24 protein-coding genes are annotated in these 19561 nt (G+C 69.8%); 4 read left to right on the top strand and 20 right to left on the bottom strand.

What is annotated here, in order from left to right; translation table 11 throughout:
• Positions 1–52 precede the first annotated feature (52 nt).
• Complete coding sequence (gene mgrA, locus ABZS61_RS13015; RefSeq protein ID WP_356418731.1) at positions 53–1090, top strand: L-glyceraldehyde 3-phosphate reductase; 1038 nt, start codon at positions 53–55, stop codon at positions 1088–1090.
• 287 nt (positions 1091–1377) lie between these two features.
• Complete coding sequence (locus tag ABZS61_RS13010; RefSeq protein ID WP_356418729.1) at positions 1378–2577, top strand: winged helix DNA-binding domain-containing protein; 1200 nt, start codon at positions 1378–1380, stop codon at positions 2575–2577.
• Positions 2578–2598: 21 nt separating this feature from the next.
• On the opposite strand, the gene ABZS61_RS13005 is transcribed toward ABZS61_RS13010, so the two are convergent.
• From ABZS61_RS13005 to ABZS61_RS12995, 3 genes are all read right to left on the bottom strand, one after another.
• A complete protein-coding gene (locus ABZS61_RS13005; RefSeq protein WP_356418727.1) occupies positions 2599–3054 on the bottom strand; it encodes a hypothetical protein in 456 nt (151 codons plus the stop codon).
• A gap of 123 nt (positions 3055–3177) precedes the next feature.
• Positions 3178–3975 carry a class I SAM-dependent methyltransferase gene (locus ABZS61_RS13000; RefSeq protein ID WP_356418724.1) on the bottom strand — a complete coding sequence of 266 codons (798 nt, stop codon included), beginning with the start codon at positions 3973–3975 and terminating at the stop codon, positions 3178–3180.
• Positions 3976–4036: 61 nt separating this feature from the next.
• Complete coding sequence (locus tag ABZS61_RS12995) at positions 4037–4864, bottom strand: A24 family peptidase (protein WP_356418722.1); 828 nt, start codon at positions 4862–4864, stop codon at positions 4037–4039.
• Positions 4865–4969: 105 nt separating this feature from the next.
• On the opposite strand from ABZS61_RS12995, the gene ABZS61_RS12990 reads away from it, so the two are divergent.
• Both ABZS61_RS12990 and ABZS61_RS12985 read left to right on the top strand, forming a co-directional pair.
• Positions 4970–5338, top strand: a complete 369-nt coding sequence (locus tag ABZS61_RS12990) for a DUF192 domain-containing protein (RefSeq protein ID WP_356418719.1) — start codon at positions 4970–4972, stop codon at positions 5336–5338.
• A gap of 137 nt (positions 5339–5475) precedes the next feature.
• On the top strand, positions 5476–6570 hold the full coding sequence (locus ABZS61_RS12985) for a hypothetical protein (protein WP_356418717.1): 1095 nt from the start codon (positions 5476–5478) through the stop codon (positions 6568–6570).
• A 23-nt stretch (positions 6571–6593) separates the two neighbouring features.
• On the opposite strand, the gene ABZS61_RS12980 is transcribed toward ABZS61_RS12985, so the two are convergent.
• The 17 genes from ABZS61_RS12980 to ABZS61_RS12900 all read right to left on the bottom strand — a co-directional run bounded on the left by ABZS61_RS12980 (position 6594) and on the right by ABZS61_RS12900 (position 19441).
• A complete protein-coding gene (locus ABZS61_RS12980) occupies positions 6594–7364 on the bottom strand; it encodes a hypothetical protein (protein ID WP_356418714.1) in 771 nt (256 codons plus the stop codon).
• 115 nt (positions 7365–7479) lie between these two features.
• Positions 7480–8673, bottom strand: a complete 1194-nt coding sequence (locus ABZS61_RS12975; RefSeq protein WP_356418712.1) for a hypothetical protein — start codon at positions 8671–8673, stop codon at positions 7480–7482.
• Between the two features lie 129 nt (positions 8674–8802).
• The gene (locus tag ABZS61_RS12970; protein WP_356418709.1) at positions 8803–9309 is read right to left on the bottom strand and encodes a hypothetical protein; all 507 of its coding nucleotides are present in this window, start codon (positions 9307–9309) and stop codon (positions 8803–8805) included.
• Positions 9310–9329: 20 nt separating this feature from the next.
• Entirely contained in the window at positions 9330–9728 is a 399-nt protein-coding gene (locus ABZS61_RS12965; protein WP_356418706.1) for a hypothetical protein, read from the bottom strand.
• A gap of 136 nt (positions 9729–9864) precedes the next feature.
• Complete coding sequence (locus tag ABZS61_RS12960; RefSeq protein WP_356418703.1) at positions 9865–10302, bottom strand: hypothetical protein; 438 nt, start codon at positions 10300–10302, stop codon at positions 9865–9867.
• A 47-nt stretch (positions 10303–10349) separates the two neighbouring features.
• A complete protein-coding gene (locus tag ABZS61_RS12955; protein ID WP_356418700.1) occupies positions 10350–10679 on the bottom strand; it encodes a hypothetical protein in 330 nt (109 codons plus the stop codon).
• A 76-nt stretch (positions 10680–10755) separates the two neighbouring features.
• On the bottom strand, positions 10756–12231 hold the full coding sequence (locus tag ABZS61_RS12950; RefSeq protein ID WP_356418697.1) for a Hint domain-containing protein: 1476 nt from the start codon (positions 12229–12231) through the stop codon (positions 10756–10758).
• Positions 12232–12538: 307 nt separating this feature from the next.
• Positions 12539–13141, bottom strand: a complete 603-nt coding sequence (locus ABZS61_RS12945) for a hypothetical protein (RefSeq protein WP_356419387.1) — start codon at positions 13139–13141, stop codon at positions 12539–12541.
• 202 nt (positions 13142–13343) lie between these two features.
• Positions 13344–13514: a hypothetical protein gene (locus tag ABZS61_RS12940; protein WP_356418694.1), complete on the bottom strand. Its 171-nt coding sequence runs from the start codon at positions 13512–13514 to the stop codon at positions 13344–13346.
• Positions 13515–13930: 416 nt separating this feature from the next.
• Positions 13931–14494, bottom strand: coding sequence for a dihydrofolate reductase family protein (locus tag ABZS61_RS12935; RefSeq protein ID WP_356418692.1), 564 nt, complete (start codon positions 14492–14494; stop codon positions 13931–13933).
• Between the two features lie 360 nt (positions 14495–14854).
• A complete protein-coding gene (locus ABZS61_RS12930) occupies positions 14855–15424 on the bottom strand; it encodes an SMI1/KNR4 family protein (RefSeq protein WP_356418689.1) in 570 nt (189 codons plus the stop codon).
• Between the two features lie 194 nt (positions 15425–15618).
• On the bottom strand, positions 15619–16164 hold the full coding sequence (locus ABZS61_RS12925) for a putative immunity protein (protein ID WP_356419384.1): 546 nt from the start codon (positions 16162–16164) through the stop codon (positions 15619–15621).
• A gap of 408 nt (positions 16165–16572) precedes the next feature.
• Complete coding sequence (locus ABZS61_RS12920) at positions 16573–17142, bottom strand: DUF4240 domain-containing protein (RefSeq protein ID WP_356418686.1); 570 nt, start codon at positions 17140–17142, stop codon at positions 16573–16575.
• A 204-nt stretch (positions 17143–17346) separates the two neighbouring features.
• Positions 17347–17991 carry an OmpA family protein gene (locus ABZS61_RS12915; RefSeq protein ID WP_356418683.1) on the bottom strand — a complete coding sequence of 215 codons (645 nt, stop codon included), beginning with the start codon at positions 17989–17991 and terminating at the stop codon, positions 17347–17349.
• Positions 17991–18581: a hypothetical protein gene (locus ABZS61_RS12910; RefSeq protein ID WP_356418680.1), complete on the bottom strand. Its 591-nt coding sequence runs from the start codon at positions 18579–18581 to the stop codon at positions 17991–17993. Before ABZS61_RS12910 ends, ABZS61_RS12915 begins: the two co-directional genes overlap by 1 nt.
• A 27-nt stretch (positions 18582–18608) precedes the next feature.
• A complete protein-coding gene (locus ABZS61_RS12905; protein WP_356418677.1) occupies positions 18609–19211 on the bottom strand; it encodes a pilus assembly protein TadG-related protein in 603 nt (200 codons plus the stop codon).
• Entirely contained in the window at positions 19208–19441 is a 234-nt protein-coding gene (locus ABZS61_RS12900; protein WP_356419381.1) for a hypothetical protein, read from the bottom strand. The genes ABZS61_RS12905 and ABZS61_RS12900 overlap by 4 nt, the downstream gene beginning before the upstream one ends.
• Positions 19442–19561: the final 120 nt, after the last annotated feature.

Raw genomic sequence — 19561 nt, 5'->3', positions numbered from 1 at the left:
AGTGGTAAGGGCCCAACCCGGTCTGTCACAAGTCCGTGATAGGGAGAGAAACGTGACTGATTCCCTCCCCCATATCGCCGCCGAGTCGCGCTACGACTCCATGGAGTACCGCCGCACGGGCCGCAGCGGGCTGAAGCTCCCCGCCGTCTCGCTCGGCCTCTGGCACAACTTCGGCGACGACCGCAGCCTCGGCTCCCAGCGGGCCATCCTCCGCCGCGCCTTCGACCTCGGCGTGACCCACTTCGATCTGGCCAACAACTACGGTCCGCCGCCCGGCTCCGCCGAGCTCAACTTCGGCAAGCTCTTCCGGCAGGACTTCGCCCCGTACCGGGACGAGCTGATCATCTCCACCAAGGCCGGTTACGAGATGCACCCGGGCCCGTACGGGGAGTGGGGGTCCCGCAAGTACCTGCTGTCCTCGCTCGACGCCTCGCTGAGGCGGATGCGGCTCGACTACGTCGACATCTTCTACTCCCACCGCTTCGACCCCGACACGCCGCTCGAGGAGACGATGGGGGCGCTCGCCTCCGCCGTACGCCAGGGCAAGGCGCTGTACGCGGGCGTCTCCTCGTACAACGCCGTACAGACCGCCGAGGCGGCCCGGCTGCTGCGGGAGATGGGCGTGCCCGCCCTGATCCACCAGCCGTCGTACTCGATGGTGAACCGCTGGGTGGAGTCCGACGGGCTGCTCGACACGCTGGAGACGGCCGGCATGGGCTGCATCTCCTTCGCGCCGCTCGCCCAGGGGCTGCTCACCGGCAAGTACCTCAAGGGCATCCCGGAGGGGTCGCGCGCCTCGCAGGGCAAGTCCCTGGACCCGGACCTTCTCTCCGACGAGATGGTGCGCCGCCTGCGCGGGCTGAACGACATCGCCGTACGCCGCGGCCAGTCCCTCGCCCAGCTGGCGCTGAACTGGGTACTGCGGGACAGCCGCATGACGTCGGCCCTCATCGGCGCGTCGAGTGTGAAGCAGCTGGAGGAGAACGTGGCCGCGCTCGGCGCACCGGCGCTCTCCGCGGCCGAACTGAAGGAGATCGACACCTTCGCGGTGGACACCGCGAGCACCAACATCTGGGCCAACCGGGGCTGAGAAGCCGGTCCGGAACACGGCGCCGGTACCGCTTCTGCACAGGAGCCACAGGGGCCACACAGCCCGGGCACAAAAAAACGGGCCGGTCCGTGGGGGGGGTTACGGACCGGCCCGAGGGGGGGTTTCCACCATAACCCTTCGTAAGTGATGCTGCGTGCCACGCCGCTCCATAATTACTCTCCGAGTTCGCCGGACTTCGCTGTGGACATGGGTTCCGGCCACCCGAAAGCTCCGCGCCCCAGCCATACAGGACCAGGACTGTCCTGTTGACGTCCTAGGTTCGGCCCATGACGACACGCGCCCGCACCGCGACCGTGACCTGGCCCGAGGCCAATGCCCGGCGGCTGGCCCGGCAGTCCCTGACCGAGGACTCAGGCCGCTCCCCGGATCCCGCCTCCTTCCTACCCGCGCCTTCCTCCTCCCCCGCGGAGGCCGTCGCCGCCATGCTCGGCGCGCACGCCCAGGTGCTGTCCGCCGCCGAACTCTCGGTGGGCCTGCGTACCGCGGGGTTGACCCGGGCCGATGTGCGCACCGCGCTGTGGACCGACCGGACCCTCGTCAAGACGTTCGGCCCGCGCGGCACGGTGCACCTGCTGCCCGCCGGCGACCTCCCGCTCTGGACCGGGGCCCTGTCCGCCGTACCGACCGGGACGAGTCCGTTCCCGAAGAACTCGCGGATGACGCCGGACCAGGTCGAGGCCGTCGTGGCGGCGGTGTCCGACGCGCTGACCGGTGCCGAGCTGACGATCGACGAGCTCTCCGAGGAGGTCGTGGCCCGCACCGGGCCCTGGGCCGGGGACCTGGTGATGCCCGGCTTCCAGGACATGTGGCCGCGCTGGCGTCAGGTGCTGTTCCTGGCCGGTCACCGGGGCGCCCTGTGCTACGCCCCGAACCGGGGCCGCAAGGCCACGTACACCAACCCCGGCCACGTGCCGCTGCCAGGACCCGAAGCGCTGGCCGTGCTCGTACAGCGCTACCTGTACGCGTACGGTCCCGCGACCCCCGCCCACTTCGCCCGGTGGCTCGCCGCGCCGCGCAGCTGGGCCGGACAGCTCTTCGACACCCTGGCCGGGGACGGCACCATCGAAGAGGTGGCTTTCGAGGACACAGGAACCGCCTGGGTGGCGGCGGGCGACACCCATTTCCCGACCGCCCCCGCGCACGGTGTACGCCTGCTCCCCTACTTCGACGCGTTCACGATCGCCTCCTTCCCCCGTGAGCGGCTCTTCCCCGGCGCGGCGTACGAGCGCGCGCTCGCGGGCGGGCAGGCGGGCAACTTCCCGGTGCTGCTGGTGGACGGCACGGTCGCCGGTGTCTGGCACCAGCGCCGCTCGGGGAAGCGGATCGCCGTGACGGTGGAGCCGCTGTCCGTCCTCGGCGCCGCACACCTGCGGGCACTGGAGGAGCAGGTGGAGCGGGTGGGCGCCGTGCTGGAGGGCACGGCGGAGCTGACCGTGGGGAAGGTGGCGGTGGGCGCGCACGCGTAGACGGCCCCGCGCCGCGGCAGCTCAGCGCTGGACGAAACGGATCGCGACCGTGTCCCCGCCGACGACCACGAAGTCGCCGTTCTCGCACCGGATGACGGCCTCGTGCACCTCGCCGTGCTCGTCCCGGCGCTCCTGGGTTCCCAGGACCGTCCAGGCTCCTCCGTACGGCGGCGGGGGCAGCTGGCTCAGCGGCGCGAACTGCCACTGCCCTGCGGGCACACACCAGTCGGGAAGTCCGGGCCAGCTGCCCGAAGTGATGCGCAGCGTCCAGTCGGAGACACAGGTCATGAGGACCGACTGGCCGCCGTCGAGGAGGAAGCCGACGGCTTCCGGCTCTCCGGCGCGCCCTTCGGGGCGGTAGAACAGGCCGTGGACCGCGGTGATCCGCGCGCCCGTGAGCCAGTCGGCGTTGCCGTGGCGCGGCCGGCCGGCGGGCCGGCGGATCTCTTCGCCGGGCGTGTCCCTTCCCACCGTCATGACCTGCTCCTTCGCTGTGCGCTCGACCACCAGGGTCGCACCACCCATGGGTAGGACGGAGGAGCGGGTGCTGCCGTTGCGTCCGGTGGCAGTGAAACCGGCTACAGCACAGGCCCGTTGGCCCTACCGGGGCTTATGCGCCTCGATCAGGAACCGGGCGCTGTACGCGACGAAAGTCCCCTCGGCCTCGATGAGCCGGTGCAGGGAGCGCAGTTGGGGCAGATACGCCTCCACGGTGAATCCCGGCACCATCCAGATCACTTTCCGCAGGAAGTAGACGACGGCGCCGATGTCGAAGAACTCGGTACGCAGCCGCTCCACACGCAGGTCGACCACGTCGAGCCCCGCGGCCACGGCGTCGGCCCGCGCCCGCTCGGGGTCACGGCCGTTGCGGACCTCGGGGGGCTGCGGGCCGAGGAAGTACTCGACGAGCTCGAAGACGCTTGCGGGACCCACCTGTTGCGAGAAGTACGAGCCGCCGGGTGTCAGCACCCGGGCGATCTCGTCCCACCATGTGGTCACCGGGTGCCTGCTGACCACCAGATCGAAGGCGTGGTCCCCGAAGGGCAGCGGCGGCTCGTCGGCGTCCGCGACGACGACGGCTCCGCGCGGGTGCAACAGGGCTGTGGCACAGGCGATGTTGGGGGGCCAGGACTCGGTGGCCACGGTGAGCGGCGGCAGTACGGGTGCGGAGGCGAGGACCTCCCCGCCCCCGGTCTGGATGTCGAGCGCGGCCCGCGCCCGCCCCAGCCGGTCCGCCATGGTCCGCGCGTACCCCCACGAGGGGCGTTCCTCGGTGGCCCTGTTGTCGAGCCAGGAGAAGTCCCAGCCGTCGACGGACACGGCGGCGGCCTCGGCCACCAGGGCATCGAAACGCGCGTCGGAAGCCTGGGACCCGGCAGCCGGGGACTGTTCACTCATGCGGGAATCGTGTCAGCCGGGTGCGGCGCACGCGACCGAGATTCGGTGGGGCCGGGCCCCGTCAGGCGGCCAGTCCGCCGAACAGCAGCCCCAGCAGCGCGCCCGCGATCATGAACGGGCCGAACGGGATGCCCGTCTTGCGCCCGGCCCGTCGCAGCAGCATCAGGCCGACGCCGTACAGCGCCCCGAGCAGGAACCCGGCGAAGCCTCCCGCGAACAGCACCGCCCACCCGTACCAGCCGAGCGCGACGCCCAGGGCCAGGGCCAGCTTCACATCGCCGAAGCCCATGCCGTTCGGGTTGATCAGGAACAGCAGGAAGTAGAAGCCGCCGAGCGCCGCTCCGCCGAGCAGGGCGGAGGTCCACGACCCGGCGTGCTCGGGCAGCAGGGCCACCGCCCCGAGGAGCAGGGCGGCGGCGCCGGCCAACGGCAGCGTCAGCCGGTCGGGCAGCCGGTGGACCCTGCGGTCGATGACGGCGAGGAGCACCGTGACGGGGGCCAGCAGCAGCCACACGGCGAGCTCGGGCCGGGCGCCGGTGGCGGCGGCGAGGGCGACGCACGCGAGGACGGTGATGAGGGGGGCGAGGACCGCTGGGGCGTAACGGTGCCGTCCGGCCGGCGGGGCGGCCGGCGGGGCGGCCGGCGGGGCGGCCGGCGGGGCGGCCGGCGGGGCCGCGCCTGCCGGGAGCGAGGGAACGGCCACGGCGCAGGTCGCGCACCGGGTCGAGCCGAGCCAGCCGCGGCCCGGTCCGGTGAGTGCGTGCCCGGCCGGGCACGCGGCCCGCCAGGGCTCCTCCGGCTCGACGGAGAACCGGTAGGCGGCGCGCGGGAGCAGCGGTCCGGTGGCGGCGCCCCAGAGCGCGGCGATCGCAATCAGTGTGGCGTCCACGACGCCGACCCTAATCCGGCGGCACGGCTGGGGTCTTGGGCCCTGGGGCCCACCGGTGACCGATCCGGACCCAGATCGGGGCTCCGGCGGCTACGGTCGGTGCCCATGGGGAAATGGCGCAATGGCGGCGGAACGCTGACGGTCGGTTCGGATGCGCGGACGCAGGAGGTGCCGCTGCGGATCGCGGCGTCCTACCGGGCGCGGATGCGGGGGCTGCTGGGTGTGGAGGGCGTCGACGGGGCACTCCTGATCACGCCGTGCGGGAGTGTGCACACCTTCCGGATGCGGTTCGCCATCGATGTGGCGTATCTGGACGGGAAGTTCAACGTCCTGGCGGTCCGCACGATGAAGCCGGGCCGCCTCGGCCTGCCCCGGCCGCGTGCCCGCCATGTGGTGGAGTCGGAGGCGGGCGCGATGGAGAAGTGGGGGCTGCGGCCGGGTGCGCGGGTCCAGGTGACCGCCACGACACCGTAGTCGGGCACGAACTGCGTACCGCAGCACGGCTCGTGGGCGTTCCGCGGACCGGCTGCCGCACGCCGTTGCGACGACCTTGCCGGACCTGCGGGCCGCTCCTACCCTGAGCGTCTGGTCGTCGACAGGGGGGAGCGGCCGTGGCCCGAGTACCGTCCGACGCGGAGATACTCGAGGCGGTGGAGGCGTACGCCGGCCGCCGTGGAGTCTCCGCACGCCTGGCCGATCCCGGCGCCGCCGTCCTCACCTGGCAGTTCCTGCTGGACCTCCGCATCGTCCGGTCCATCGAGGAGCGCGGCGAGCGCCCGATGCGGGAGCCCGGCAGCCGCCGCGAGAAGCTGGCCGGCCGGCCGACGTACACCGACATCGAGTCCTACCGGGTCGCCCCGCCGGACGATCCGGAGCGGTCCGACGCTTGGCTGCTGGTGCGCAGGGACTCGCTCGACGAGGAGCGGTGCGAGAAGTGCAGGGGCGGGACGAACGTCTGCAAGCCGTGCGGCGGGCGCGGCGTCCGCGACTGCCCCCGGTTCGTCGACTGCCCCGTCTGCGAGGGCGGCCCGGACGCCTGCTGGGAGTGCGAGGGCACAGGACGCCGTCGCGTCGGGAGGCCTCCGCACCCGCGCGCTGCGGCCCCCGCGGCCCACCGGGTCCTCTGCACACGCTGCCGGACCTCGAAGGTGGCCTGCCCCAAGTGCGGCGGCCGACGCCAACTGGACTGCCCCGACTGCAAGAAGACGGGTTCCGTGCAGTGCGGTACCTGCGAGGGCTCCAAGCGCGTCGTCCACCAGGTGTGCGCGGGCACCGGCCGCTTCACGGTGTGGACCGAGGGCTTCATCAACCAGAGCCCCCACCGGGAGAAGGAGCGGCGGCTCGGCAGACTGGACCTGAGACGCACGACCGGTAACGCGGGCCGGTGGCACGAGACCGTGCTGCGCGGCGCAGCCGACGAACTCCCGGACGACCTCGACGAGTCCGACCGGACCCTGATCGCCCCGCTCCTGGCCCTGCGGAAGAACGAGGTCGCCCGCCGCGCCACCCTCCGCCGCCTCCCGCTGGCCCATGTCCGCGTCCACGCCGACCCGCACCGCGACTACTACGCCTTCCCCTCTCACACGGGAATCGAGGTCACGTCCCGCCCGACCAAGGAACGCGTCCGCAACGTCGCCGCGATCGCCGCCGTTTCACTGGTCCTGGTGGCCCTGTTCGCGGCGCTGGGGGTGACGGTGCTGCGCTGATCAGGGCCCTTCGCCTGCCGGCCTCAGGGGAGTTTGGCCGCCTGTGCGGTGACGAGTGCGGCCGGTACCTCGGGTGTCCTGGCCGAAGTGAAGTTGGCGGCGTAGAAGGTGACGACCGTCGACCCCGTCCGTACGAGCTGGAAGACCAGCGGCACGCCTTCCCCTTCGATGCTGCCCGTCACCTGGTAGGCGAGCGCCTCCTGCCCCGCCTCGGGCGCGGGCAGCGCCTTGACCTCGGTGTACGTGGACGGTCCGTCGTCACTCGTCGTCCGGAAGCCGCCCGCGCATGCCTTCACCGCGTCGCGGACCGTGCTCAGCAGCCGCTCCGCCTCGCCGGGGGCGTGCGAGGTGAGGATCTCGGTGACGACCGTCTGGTCGTCCTGGCCCTCTTCCGAGACGTCCATGGCCGTACGGAAGACGGTGGCGGCCGGGGCGGGTTCGGGCGATCCGTTGATGATCGAGGCGATCGGCCGGCAGGCCGCGTTCTCGGACTGCTCGGTGCCGCGTTCGTCGCCGCCCGGCATCGTGGCGAAGTCGTAGTCCGGCAGCTCGCCGTTGGCCAGGGCCACCTTGGTGAGCTCGGCCTCGGTGAGCGTCTTGCCGTTGCTGGTGGGCGCGGGACCGGGAGCGGATCCGGCGTCGGCGCCCGGAGTCTGTGAGGCGCTCGCCTTACCGGTGGCCTTGCCGCTGTCCTTGCCGTTGCCCTTGCCCGCGCTGTCGTCCGGCCCGCACGCGACAGCCGTGAGACAGAGGACGGTCGCGGTGGCCGCCATGACAGTCGTACGTACCTTCATCGTTCAACGCTCCTGACCGACAGTGCACCCGGAGTCTGCACGCTAACAACCGGGAGGCCGCGGGCGCGTGGGCCCGTGGGCCCAAACGGCGGGCGGGAAACGGACCCCGCCGTGCTCAGGGCGGTCCCGAGCCGAGCAGCGTCCACGCCCCGTAGGCGGCCGAGGCCAGGGCGAGGACGCCGACGGCCGCGGCCGTACGGGCCGTCGTGCGCAGCCTCAGCAGCGCGACGGCGGGCGGCAGGAGCAGCGGGAACGCCGGCATCATCAGGCGCGGCCGGGACCCGAAGTACCCGGAGCCGATCAGCGAGATGACGACGACGGCGATCCCGTACACGAGGACGGGAAGCGGCTGCCGCTGCCGTACGCACAGGGCGACCAGCCATCCCAGTAGTGCGAGTGCCGCGCACAGCCCGAGCGCGGCGGGCAGCGGGAGGCCGACGACGAAGGAGGCCAGCGCCCGGCCTCCGTCGATGCTGTTGCCCCAGGCCGCCTGGACCTCGAAGTACGCGAACGGGCTGTCCTCCCGCACGGCGACGAACACTACGTACGCGAGCCAGCCCAGCGGCGCCAGGCAGACGCCCGCCAGCATCCGCGCATGCCTGCGCAGGAGGCCCGCCCGGTCACCCGCCCGGTACTCCTGTACGAGGACGGCCAGGGCCGTGATCCCCAGCGCGGCCACGAGCGCGGCCGCCGAGGGCCGGGTCAGCCCCGCCAGGACGCACAGTCCGCCCGCCACGATCCAGCGGTCCCTGAGCACGACGTACAGCGCCCAGGCGGCGAGCGCGGTGAAGAGCGTCTCGGTGTACGCCATCGACTGCACGAACGCGGTGGGATACGCGCCCCACAGCGCCGCGAGCACCACCCCGGTCCGCCGCCCGTGCAGGCGTGCCCCGACGGCGAAGATCCCCCAGGCGGCCAGCAGCCCCGCGGTCCAGGCGACCGTGATCCCCGCTCCCCGGACGGTGAGCGGGGTCACCTCGGCGATGGCGCGTTCCAGTGCCGGCAGGAGCGGAAAGAAGGCCAGGTCGGAGTGGATGCTGCCGTCGGGAAGGGTGACGGTGTAGCGGTAACCGTGCTCGGCGATCCGCTGGTACCAGACGGAGTCCCAGCGACCGCCGAGCAGCTTCAGCGCGTCCTTGCCCGCGAGGGAGGCGGCGACCCAGAAGACGAGGAGCCCGATGACCCGTACGGCCGCGTAGGCCCCGAGGGCAGGGGCTGCGGCCTCGAACGCCGCTGCGGCACGGCGGCGGACGGCGTGCCGGTACGGAGGCGGCACCGGCGGCCGGGCGCCGGTCAGGTTGTCGTGCATGCGGCCGATTATGGGCAGGGCGCCCGCTCCGTTCCCAATCGCGGGCGCCGCCGCTGCCTCCGGGCTCGCGTCGCCCGGGTCCTCAGCGGTCCCGGGGCAGCCCGGCCCGGGGCCGGGTCGTCGCAGGGCTCATCGTTCACGCGCACGGCGGCCGGCTGCGGACTCAGCCGCGTGCCTGCGGATCCTCTTCGTCCTGCCGTGCTCGGCAAGCAGGTCCAGGACGTGGCCGTCCCCGCCCGTTTCCCCCTGCGCCGCACGGAGCTGCAGCCAGTCCGACCATGCCTCGACATCGCCGGCGTCGAACGAGCGGTCCTCCCGGTCCAGGGAATCGAGGACTGCCAGTTCGTCCGAGCGCCGTTCGGCGAAGCCACGGTTCTCCGGACGCAGCGCGTCGACCCAGCGCCGGCGCCCTTCGGCGGGGACCTTCTCGAGCATCATCACCACGACCGAGGAGGACAGCGGCAGGTCGGTCTCCGCCCGCACGGCCGCCAGCAACAGCTCCGCCGCCTCCGGCTGCCCGGCGGCCCTGCAATAGAGCTCCCACCGTGCATGACCGTCCGTCCACCGGTCCTCGTCGACCGGTCCCGGGCGGTCGGCCGCCCCGGCCGCCCCGACCATCCGGTTCAGCGCGCTCACGCGCGCCGGCAGGTGGGCCACTACCGCTCGGCCTCGCCGCGGGTGCCGAGACCCCGGCCGACGAGCGGGGCGACGGTGCGGATCAGCTTCAGCTGGGTCGAGCGCAGGACGCGTACCGTGGTGTCGTCGGGCCAGCCGGTCGTGGTCGACCACTCGTAGCCCGAGCCGACCACATCACTGGCGAAGGCCAGCTCCGTCGCGAGCAGGGCCCGCGCCCAGTCCATCGGCTCCAGGGCCTCCCTCTCGGCGAGGGCTCTTCGTATCCACATGCCCCGGCGGTTCAGGTCCTCCGTACCGTCGAAGCCCATGGCCACGGCGAACTCCTCCGTGCAGCGTGCGGGGCCGCTCCATTCGATCAGGCCCTGCTGGAGGAGCCGGGACTCCTCTTCGGTCAGGGTCAGTTGCTCAGCCGTGGGCATCTCCGTCGTCACCTTCCGGTTGCGGCCCGCCCCGGCGCCGTGGGGGTACGCCGGGACGGGCGTCGATCACCTGCCGCGACGACGCTATTTTCTGGACGGCCGCCCGTCTTGGGCCCACGGGCCCAACTCGGCACACTCAGCCGGACGGGCCGTCCTCCGTGATCGGTCCCACCCGCGCCCCAGGAAGTGGGCCGATCCGTTCCTCGACGGCGTCCACGGTGAGAGGAGGCCACTCCTCGTCGCCCGTGCCCTCCTCCAGCACCCGGGCACGGGTACGCGATCCGTCGGGCGCGACGGCCCAGTAGGCCGACGGGCGGACCCCTTGCGCCGGATGGAGCACGACGGTCCCCAGGCGGGCCGCCAGGCGCGATGCGGCCTCGGGCTCGGCCGGCGGCACGGACCCCGCGTCCGGTGACACGTACACGTCCCAGTACAGCGCCAGGTCACCGGTGAGGCCCCGGAAGCCGCACAGCACCAGGGCACCCCAGTCGCGCTCCGCCGTCGCGGCCTCCTCATCGGCGACGTCCACCTCCGCAGCCGTCACCCCGACCACGTCGGCCAGTGCCGCCGCCATGGCGTCGGGCGTGGGCCGGTGGACGGTCAGGAAGGTGTACTGGGCGGTCAGTCGCCCTCCAGATGGAGTTCCGTCGCCGGGTCGTCCCGGCAGATCCTGGCGAGGCGGCCGACCTCGTCCAGGGCAGCCCGCTGCGCCGCCCCGGTGGTGCCGGAGCGGGTTCCGTCGATCTCGGTGAGCAGCTGCTCCATCTCGGCGGCGGTCAGAACGAGCGTTCCGTAGAGGTCGACCCTGGACAGCATCGGCAGGGCGCTCCCGTCGCAGAGCCTGGCGAAGGTGTCCGCGTCGTCCACGAACACGTCGACCTGGGTCAGCCGGCGCCGTCTGGGACTCGTGCCGGGCTGGTCCACCCGTTTCAGCACTGCGTCGACACCCATGGGGGCGGCCCTCGTCTCTTTCGTCTCGCTGCTGTATCGCTGCTGTCCCGCTGCCGGGACACCGCCACGACGCCGGCTACGGCGCCGCGGACGGGAACGCGGTGATGAGTTTCCCATCGCGCACGACCACCCGGATGTAGTACTGGGGGTCGCCCGCGGCAGTCTTCCCGATCGCTGAGGGGAACTTGTGGTAGTAGGTTCCGTCGCGTGTCTCACCGTTGAGCGCCCGCTTGATCATCTTCTCGATCTTCGGCTTGCTCGTGGTGGTGAACTTGCTCTTGTTCGGGTACTTCGACCGATTCACGTGACGGTCCCAGATATGGTCCCATCGCCCCTTCGAGATCGGGACGCCGCAATCGGTGTTGTGGACCAGGACCGCCTCGGACCCGGCCACCACGTAGTACGTGTGGATGCCTGAGACCGTGAGGTCGTGCGTGGTCCGCAGCTCCGTGTAGCGGGAGACGGAAGCCACCGCAAGCGCCGTACCGTCCGCCGTACGCAGCCGCGCCCCGGGCCGGACGTCTCCGGCATCGAGCCAGCGCCGCCGGTCGAGGTGCCAGAACGGGTGGGTGTCGGTGGCCGTGACCACCGCGGGCCCCGTGGGCGTACGGAACGTGAGCCGGGTGAAGTGCTTGTCGTCGTGGGTGGTGATCAGCCGCTCGACCCGGCGGGGTCCGGACAGTCCGGTGTCCGGGTCCGTCGCGTACACCATGGAGCCGACGGTGACCTTCTCGATCCCGGTGCGGCGCCCGTCCGCGAGCAGGACCGGCGTTCCCGGAGGGAAGCTGTGGGCGGCCGGGCACGTGGTCGGCTTGTCGTCCGGCTTGTCCTCGGGCTTCTCGTCCTTCTTCGGGGGGTCCTTCTTCTCGGTGTCGAGCTTCTTCTTCGCGTCGGCGAGCTTCTTCTCCGCGTCCTGAACCTTCTTGCGGTTCTTGATCAGACCCGTCAGCCCGTCATACAGATCCCCACCGTGCTTCTTGAGCTTCTTGATCAGCTCGACGGCCTTCTTCCACTTCCACGGCGCCCCGTACTTCGCCGCGAGCTTCCCGACCGCACCACCCACCAGACTCAACAGCACGTTGATCAACGTCTCGGTACACGCACCCATATCACCCTTGGTGACGCAGTCCAGCGCATCCGTGATCCCCAACTCGTCGGCAAGGATCTTCGCCAGCTCCTTGGCCGCCTCAACAGCCTTGTCGGAGTTGGTCTTCTCCTCCTTCTGAGCGTCCTGCAACTCCTTCAGCGCAGCGTCGTAGTCGATCTGTGACTGCGACTTCGGAGAACCGTCGTCCGACGCCGGCACCCCGTCACCCGGCCCGCCCGAATCGCCGTCCTGGGCCTCGGTACCGTCACCGCCACCACAGTTGCTGCCACCGGTCACCTGACAGACAGCCGTGCCGAACCGCTCCGCCAGCTGAGGACCCATCCCCGTCGCAAGCAACGCGCCCACGATGGCCACGACCACGACGACCAGGCCGACGTACTCGATCGCACCCTGACCCCGCTGCGAACGACGCAGACCCGCAAGACGCACATCCGTACGCGGCACAGACCTCCGCGACCAACGGCGCAACCGACGACGCACAACCCCCAGAACTGGCATGCATACGACGCTAACCACCGGACACATCAGGCGTCTTGGGCCCACGGACCCAACTCCGCCCACCGGGGGGGGAAGGGGCGGGGCGGCCGGTCGGAAGTGGCCGTCGGCAGCCTGGACATCGAACCGGTCCACGCACCCCGGCGCGGCGCGGTCGAACCGGCCAAGCACCGGCGCGGGGCGGCGCGCGCTCGCGCCTGGCTCCCCCTCACCGAATGACGACTTTCATTCGCCCGCGTCGCCGCCGGGGGGCGCGTCAGACGCTGAGGGCGGCGCTCCCGAACACCCGCCACGGCGACTGCTCCACCGACTCCAGGTCCGTCAGTTGCGGGTGCCGGGACGCGATGTCCTCCCGTACGGCAAGGGCGTCGGGCCACCCGTCGAGACCGGCCGTACCGTCGACGACCACACCGTCCCAGTCCGTCCCCGCCGTCGCACCCTCGCGGTCGACGACGAATCCGATGCACAACACGGACGCCCGCCCGACCGTCAGCCTGATCGCCCGCACGGTCCTCTCCACCTCCTCCGGAGGCAGCCCTCCGAGGCCGAACTCGGCCACGGCCACACCCGGACCCGCCCGGCGGATGCGCATCAGGACGTCCAGGTCATGGCTCACCCACAGCCGCACACCGATCCCGTCCAGTCGCTCCAGTCCTGCGATGGAGAGCAGCTGCTCCCTGGAGACCGGCGACCGGGTCCCGCCGGACACCGGCGATGCGAGGTCCTGGCCGTCGAGCACGATGCGCCCGGTGACCGGATGAGCCGGCCGGAGCCCCGCTGCTTCGAGATCGCCGAGCAGCGTTCCGGCATCCACCCGGGTCCAGCCCAAGTGGTACGAGTGGAAGAACCCGGCACCCATGGAACGCCTCACCCCATCACAGCGTGCACACTTCGCTTCGATGCCGGCCAACCGGCTCACCAGCGAGAATATTCAGCCGCCCCGGCCCGGCGCGTAGGCCCAGGGACCCACCTCCCGGCCCAATCCGGAACCGCCGGTCCCGCGAGTCCGCTCCATCGATGCGGGGCGAGGAGGTGTGCCGCGTTCTGCGTGAGCCCCTGACCTACCCGTCGGCCTTGTCCAGGCGCCAGGCAACCATTCCCGTGGCTCCCGGCATCGCCTCGGCATCGATCCCGGCCTCGGCCGCTGACGCTGTGACGCGCAGACGAAGTGGGACACCGTCGCAGTTCACGGTCCGGCGGACGGGGTCGGCCGGGGCTGTGGAGAGGGACATCGCACCCTTTCCGGCGCAGACGACCGCCAACGCGTAAGAGCGCCCTCGCACGAGTCCCGGCTCGGTGTGGAAGCCGTCGCTGACGCGTTCAAGACCCGCCTCGACAAACAGGGGATCGCTCCCACCCAACCCGTCCGGACCGAGAGCCTCCTCGAGCTGCTCACCGAGTCTCTCCTCAGCACGGGCGGACGCTACGGAGGGGTTCGGCAGCCGTTGTCCCGGACTGCTCGCCGACGAGCTCGGCGCTGTCGACCCACTGGAGACGCCGGTACACCCGGTGGCGAGAGAAACGGAGAACGCGCAAACAGAGCACCAGGCGAGGTTGCGCCACAGGAGGCGCCGTTGAACGGTCCAAGTGCCCGGCTGCCGTGCGGGATGCCCGCCCGCCGCCGGTCCGGGCGCCGCGGACGAGCCGGCTAGCGCGCCACGCGGTGGCGGAGGTAGACGACTCCCTCACCGAAGGTGCGGGTCTCCACAAGTTCGAGATCCACCCGGCGCTCGCTCTGAGGGAAGAACGGAATGCCACCGCCGACCAGCACGGGGTAGACCATGGCCCGGTACTCGTCGATCAGACCCGACGCGGCCGCCTCGGCGGCGAGGGTCGCGCCGCCGATCGCGATGTCGCCCTCCCCCGGCTCGGCCCGCAACCGCTCGATCTCCTCAGCCAGACCGCCGGAAACCAGGCGGGCATTGCCCTGCACAGCCGACAGCGTCGTGGAGAACACCACCTTGGGGAGCGGCTTCCACAGATCGGTCCACTCGCGATCCGCAACGTCGAGCGATCGGTCCTGGTCGGCTGTCTCCCAGTACAGCATCGTCTCGTACAACCGTCGGCCCAGCAGGTGGACGCCGACCTCCCGAATCTCGTCGATCCAGAAGCGGAAGACATCGTCGTCGGGCGCCGTCCAGTCGAAGCCGCCGTCCGGCCCGACGATGTAACCGTCGAGTGAGATGCTCATTGCATAGGTCACTCTGCGCATCAGAAGTCCTCCTGGGAAACGGGTTCGACAGTATGACCGCCGAACACCGCAGGACTCATCGCGGCTCGCGGGATCCTCGGGCCGAGTCGCCCCACCGGCGGACAGACCTGCAGGCCCGGGGCCCGGTCGACGGTCATGCTGGTGACAGCCGTGACATAGGCATGGGCGGTGGCGGTGGGGACAGGGCACCAACAGGGCTTCTTTGCCATTGAGTTGAGACGTCCAACGCCTCCCTCGACAGCACCCTGACCCCTGTCCGTTGCGGCCCCTGCTCTCACGCCGCCTACGGCGCCCCCATCGGTGGCCACCCTGCGAATGCTCAAGGGAAAGTGCCCGCGGAACAACCGGAGCACTTCTGTGTCACGACCAGACGAGTCGCCCTTCGTCGACCTCGCAGACCGGATGGTTTCCATCGGCGATCTTCGTCAGCATCTCCGCCACGGAGTCGAAGTAGTGCGCCAGTGATTCGTACTCGCCCGTGCTCGTGACCTCGCCCACGAACCACCTGCCGATACGCCCGTCCCGCGTGTCGATGAACTTTCCCATCCAGCCGTCCTGGTCCGACAGGAACGGAATCCACTCATTACGCCAGAACAGATGATCCGGCTGGTCCGGAGGGTCGAATCCACCGGGCCTGGAGCGGTTCGCATAGAGGTTCTCCATCGCCCGGATGCCCAGAAAGAAGCTGCCCTCATCCGGGAACCCGGCAAAGCCGCAGCATGCCACATCGTCGTCCACATCCTCCTCAGGAAGATCCAGACTGTTCTGCAGCAGCCACGCCCGCAGATCCTGAGGGAGGGGGATACCCATCCGTTCCTCGGCGGCCGCGAGCATCGGTTCCGTAGCGGGCCCAGGCAGATCCGCGTGTTCGGCCGGGGCGTGCTGCTCAAGAAGATTCATCACGCGGGACCAGCTCTCCACCACGCTCATTCCACTCTGTCCTCTCTGCACGGATAGCCCATACGACCGCGCCACTGCGGGGGTTACCGTTCGAAGCGTCGATGCCGGGAGCCGCCATCAGCCCTCACCGCATGACGTCAGTCGCCTAGGCCGTCCCCCCATGGACAGGGCAAGCTGAATACGCTCACTGAGCGTCGTCATCCCCGGTTTCTCACTCCGGCGAGTCAAGCGATGGTGAGCGAACGAAGGTCAGCGTCCAGGATGCGGATCAACGCACCAACCCGTCCACCGCCACTCGGCGCCGCCGGGAAGCGTTTCAGCACGTCAACGACAACTGGTGTCGCACGGTGCACCGTCTGCCCAAGATGTTCGACACCAACGCTCCGATCATCGCCGGCGACGAGCTCGGCCGCCCTGGCGGCGTAGGCGCCCGCTCCGAGGATGTGCTTGACCTGGGTCGCCTTGGCCAGCGGGTGCAGGTAGGCCGCGCCTGCCGCAGACATCGCCGCCCACGCAGCCTCTCGGGCAGCCGCAGTGTCCGCGTCCTTGGCCGCTTTGAGGGCCGCTGATGCCGTGTCGCGCAGAGATTTCCCGCGTTCGCCGCCTCGTGCGAACTCCCACGCGGCACCGATAGCGTCTCGCGGCCGCGAGTCGTCCGGGTGATCGGCCTCGAATATTTCAAGCGCTGTCTCCGCGCATGCCGCTGCGAACGCGGCAACCTCACGAAGGTCTTGCTTGCTCAGAACGATCTCGCCCGCGTCCCCTGTCATGAGTTCCATCTTCCACGATTACGCGGACCACTGGTCGGTGCAGGGGCGGCTCCTGGCCGCCCCCGCCGACTGCCTCACCAACAGACCCGATCACCGGGCCGCTGAACCAGATCGCACCCAACATGCACTGATCGCAGAAGGCCGCCCGGCCGGCGAGCAGAGAACCGCCACCGACCGCTGTCGGGCGATAGGGCTAGCCAGTGAGGAGTCGAGGCCGACGTCGTGGCGTGTGGCCGGGTGACGGGGCCGGGTGACAGCTCTTCGAGCCGGGAGGCCGTCCGAGGCCGTGGGATCGCCTACTGGATGCGAGTCCTATGGCGACGGAGGCCCCGAAGTAGTCGCCGGAGTAAGGAATAGCGCCGCCGAGGGCGGACATCGCCATGCGGAGTCGCTGCCCGGCGAGGTCTGTCAAGGGGCGTCACCGAGGTGGAGGGCGGCGAGCCGCGGGAGTCGACGACGCATCTCATCGGGGTCATCGAAGTCGAAGTCCTCGCCCATGCCTTCGGCGTCTGGTTCGGCACTGTCCCGTGAGGCTCTGTACTCGGCCCATGCCTCGTAGAAGTCCTCTCCGCCACCGGAGATGCGCTCGAACGCCTCGCTGGCGGCGTAGTTGACCTCCTCGTAGAAGAGAGCCTCGTCACGGTGCACCTCCGCGGCCGCTGTCACTGCCGGGTGCTCCGCAAGACTGTCCGGGCAAGCCGCTGCCCTCTCGTACCACTCGCGTCCCATCGCGATCAGGCCGGCGCGGAAGTCCATGAAGCTGTCGTCGGAGCAACCGCCGCCGATGAGGTAGGCAGCTGCCCATACGTCCCATCGGTACACGGCTTCCCGCGCCTCGTCGAAGTGTTCCCGGTAGCGGAGGATGTCGTCCCTGGTACGGGTGGCCAGCTCATCGACCAAGGCTTCGGCGAAGGGCTTGTCCGCTGAGACGGCAGAACGAGCGGTCGCGACGACGTTCCAGAATTCCGAGGTGTCCATGGCCGGGACTCTGCCAGCCGGGTACGACAACGGGTCCTGCTGAAGCGGAGGCCTCAGTCGGCTCCTCTCGGGTCCGCTCGCTCCCATACCGCTCACGGGCTACCCGACATACGAGTCACGGCGGCGGCACAAGTGCCGCCGCCGTGCAGTTCTCGCCGTGATCGCAAAGCGACTTTTCAGGCCCTGCGTTCCTGACCCAGCAGGTCAGGACTCCGATCCTTCGGCGCGGAGGAAGGAGACCTCCACCCGGCGGTTCTTCTTACGGCCGTCTTCCGTGCCGTTGTCAGCGATCGGGTACTGCTCGCCGTAGCCACGGATCTCGAAGGTGATGCCGGAACCGGACAGCGACGACTCCAGGACGTTGTGCACAGCCTCCGCACGCTGCTTGGAGAGAACGTCTCCGTGCGCGGAGGAACCCAGGTTGTCGGTGAAGCCGAAGACACGGACCTTCTTCGCGTCCTGCTTCTTGATCTCGGCAGCGATCGCGCTGATGCGACCGTTGGCCGCGGAACTCAGCTTCGCGCTGTCCTTGCCGAAGAGGACCTCGGCCTGGAGTGCGAACTTGATGTCGGTGTTGGTGTCCTCGCGACGCTCTTCCCCGCCCAGGTCCTCGATGACGGACTTGATGTCGAGGACTTTGGGCGCGGCAAGCGTGGCGCCGTCGGGGAGCTTCAGGTCGGTGTCGTTGGGATCGACCTTTACGGGTGGCTCCACCGAAGCGGACGGGTACGGGCTGTCATCGGCGACCGCCTCCGGAACACCCACGGTCGCGATCACGAGCGCACCGGCCAGAGCGGTCATCGCCACACTGGCTTTGACACGCCGGGTGGTGGTGATGGCGGCACTCATTAGGAGATCTCAATCGTCGCGTTCGGGAACTCCGGGAACTGAAGGTCAATCTTGGTCGTCGAGTTCGGCGGAGCGGGGAACTGAGCGAAGAAGTTGAGGCTCTTTCCGCTCTCGATGCTCGAGGTGTAGTTGCTCGTGGTGAGCGGCCTGTTGTCCGTGTCGCGCAGCACGTAGTAACGCTTCTTGCCCACTGAGTCAACAAGTGTCATGGCCGCCAGTGATGGGCCCGCACCCTTGATCGCCTCTTCCTGCCCGCTCCACACCACCGGGGTGGTGTAGTCCTCGGAGCTCGGGTTCTTGAAGTCACCGCTGATGGTGAGGAACCCACCGCTGTCACGCTTGGCCGAGTACACGACCATCTCGACACCCTTGTCGTTCTTGAGGGTGGCAAGGGTCTTGCTCCTGTCGGGCAACGATTCGCCCTCAGGAGCCTTCTCCCCCTTGTCCTTGCCTGATTCAGAGGAGGCAGCAGGCGCCTTGTCCGACCCCTCCTTGTCGCCGCCACATGCGGCCACGGAGAACACCAGTGTCGAAGCCAGGAGGGCGGCAGCCCCAGCCCGGCGCACATTCCTCACGTGCCGGAATTTCATGCGAGATCCTTTGCGTTCATTCGTTGATCAGTCTTCGGCCAGTCGTACGCGGAAGAGATCGGCCATGTCAGGCATGAGGGCCAGGTCCTTGGGGGTGACCACCCACGTCGTGCCGTCACAGACGACCGTGCCTATGGACGTCCCCGTCGTGTCCGGGTTCGGGATGAACTTGCAACGCGATTCAACGACGGCCACAGCCTCTGCCTCCGCCTTCTTCCCCTCGGTGCCCGGAACCAGATTCGCGCTCATTCCCTTGTTCGACTTGACGGCCACGCGAAATCCCCAGCGCCCGTCGAACAGCCATCCACAGTTGACATCGCCGGCGTCGTTCTGAGCAGCGAACCTGGAAGCCCTCCAGCAGCCGTTGAAGCTACCGGGAAAGGGACCGTTGAACACATAGGTGAAGTAGGCGGCATCCGTGATGTGGGCCTTCAGGTCCAACTTGAGTTGGCCACGGGACTCCTGGGCTGCCGCCAGCGCCGAGGCATCAGCTGCACTCTGGGCACCGTTGCGTCGGACATCCGCCTCACCGAACGTAAAGAAGACCAACGCAAGGAAGAGCAGGCCCGCCACCGCTGTGATGTACAGCGGTGCGGCCTGCCCTGACTCGCGGTGAGTTGGCGAACTCACTTGTTGAGAACCTCGTTGATCTTCTCCTTGAACTTGGTGCCCATGGTGTCGCCCATCTTGGTGTTCAGCAGTGCCACCACGATGGCCACCACAAGAATCGTGATGCCGACGTACTCGATCGCACCCTGCCCCTTGTCCCGGCGACGCTTCATGTGCTCGACGGTGGTGTTCGCCCAGGTGTTCACGTAGACCTGGGTGCTGACGGCGGCCTTGAGTGCGGTGTCCTTCATCATGGTGTTCCCCTCCGAGTTCGGCCGACCGCGAGCCGGCCGACACTGCTGCGTAAGTCTTCGTGTCGTCCGCGCTTCCGGCTTCCTCCTGGCCGGTCTCGCTTTCGACATGAGAAACGT

The sequence above is a fragment of the Streptomyces sp. NPDC005566 genome (assembly GCF_040605575.1).
GTDB lineage: Bacteria > Actinomycetota > Actinomycetes > Streptomycetales > Streptomycetaceae > Streptomyces.
The sequence above is the reverse complement of the archived record's forward strand: the minus strand, read 5'-3'. Positions and strand labels throughout refer to the sequence as shown.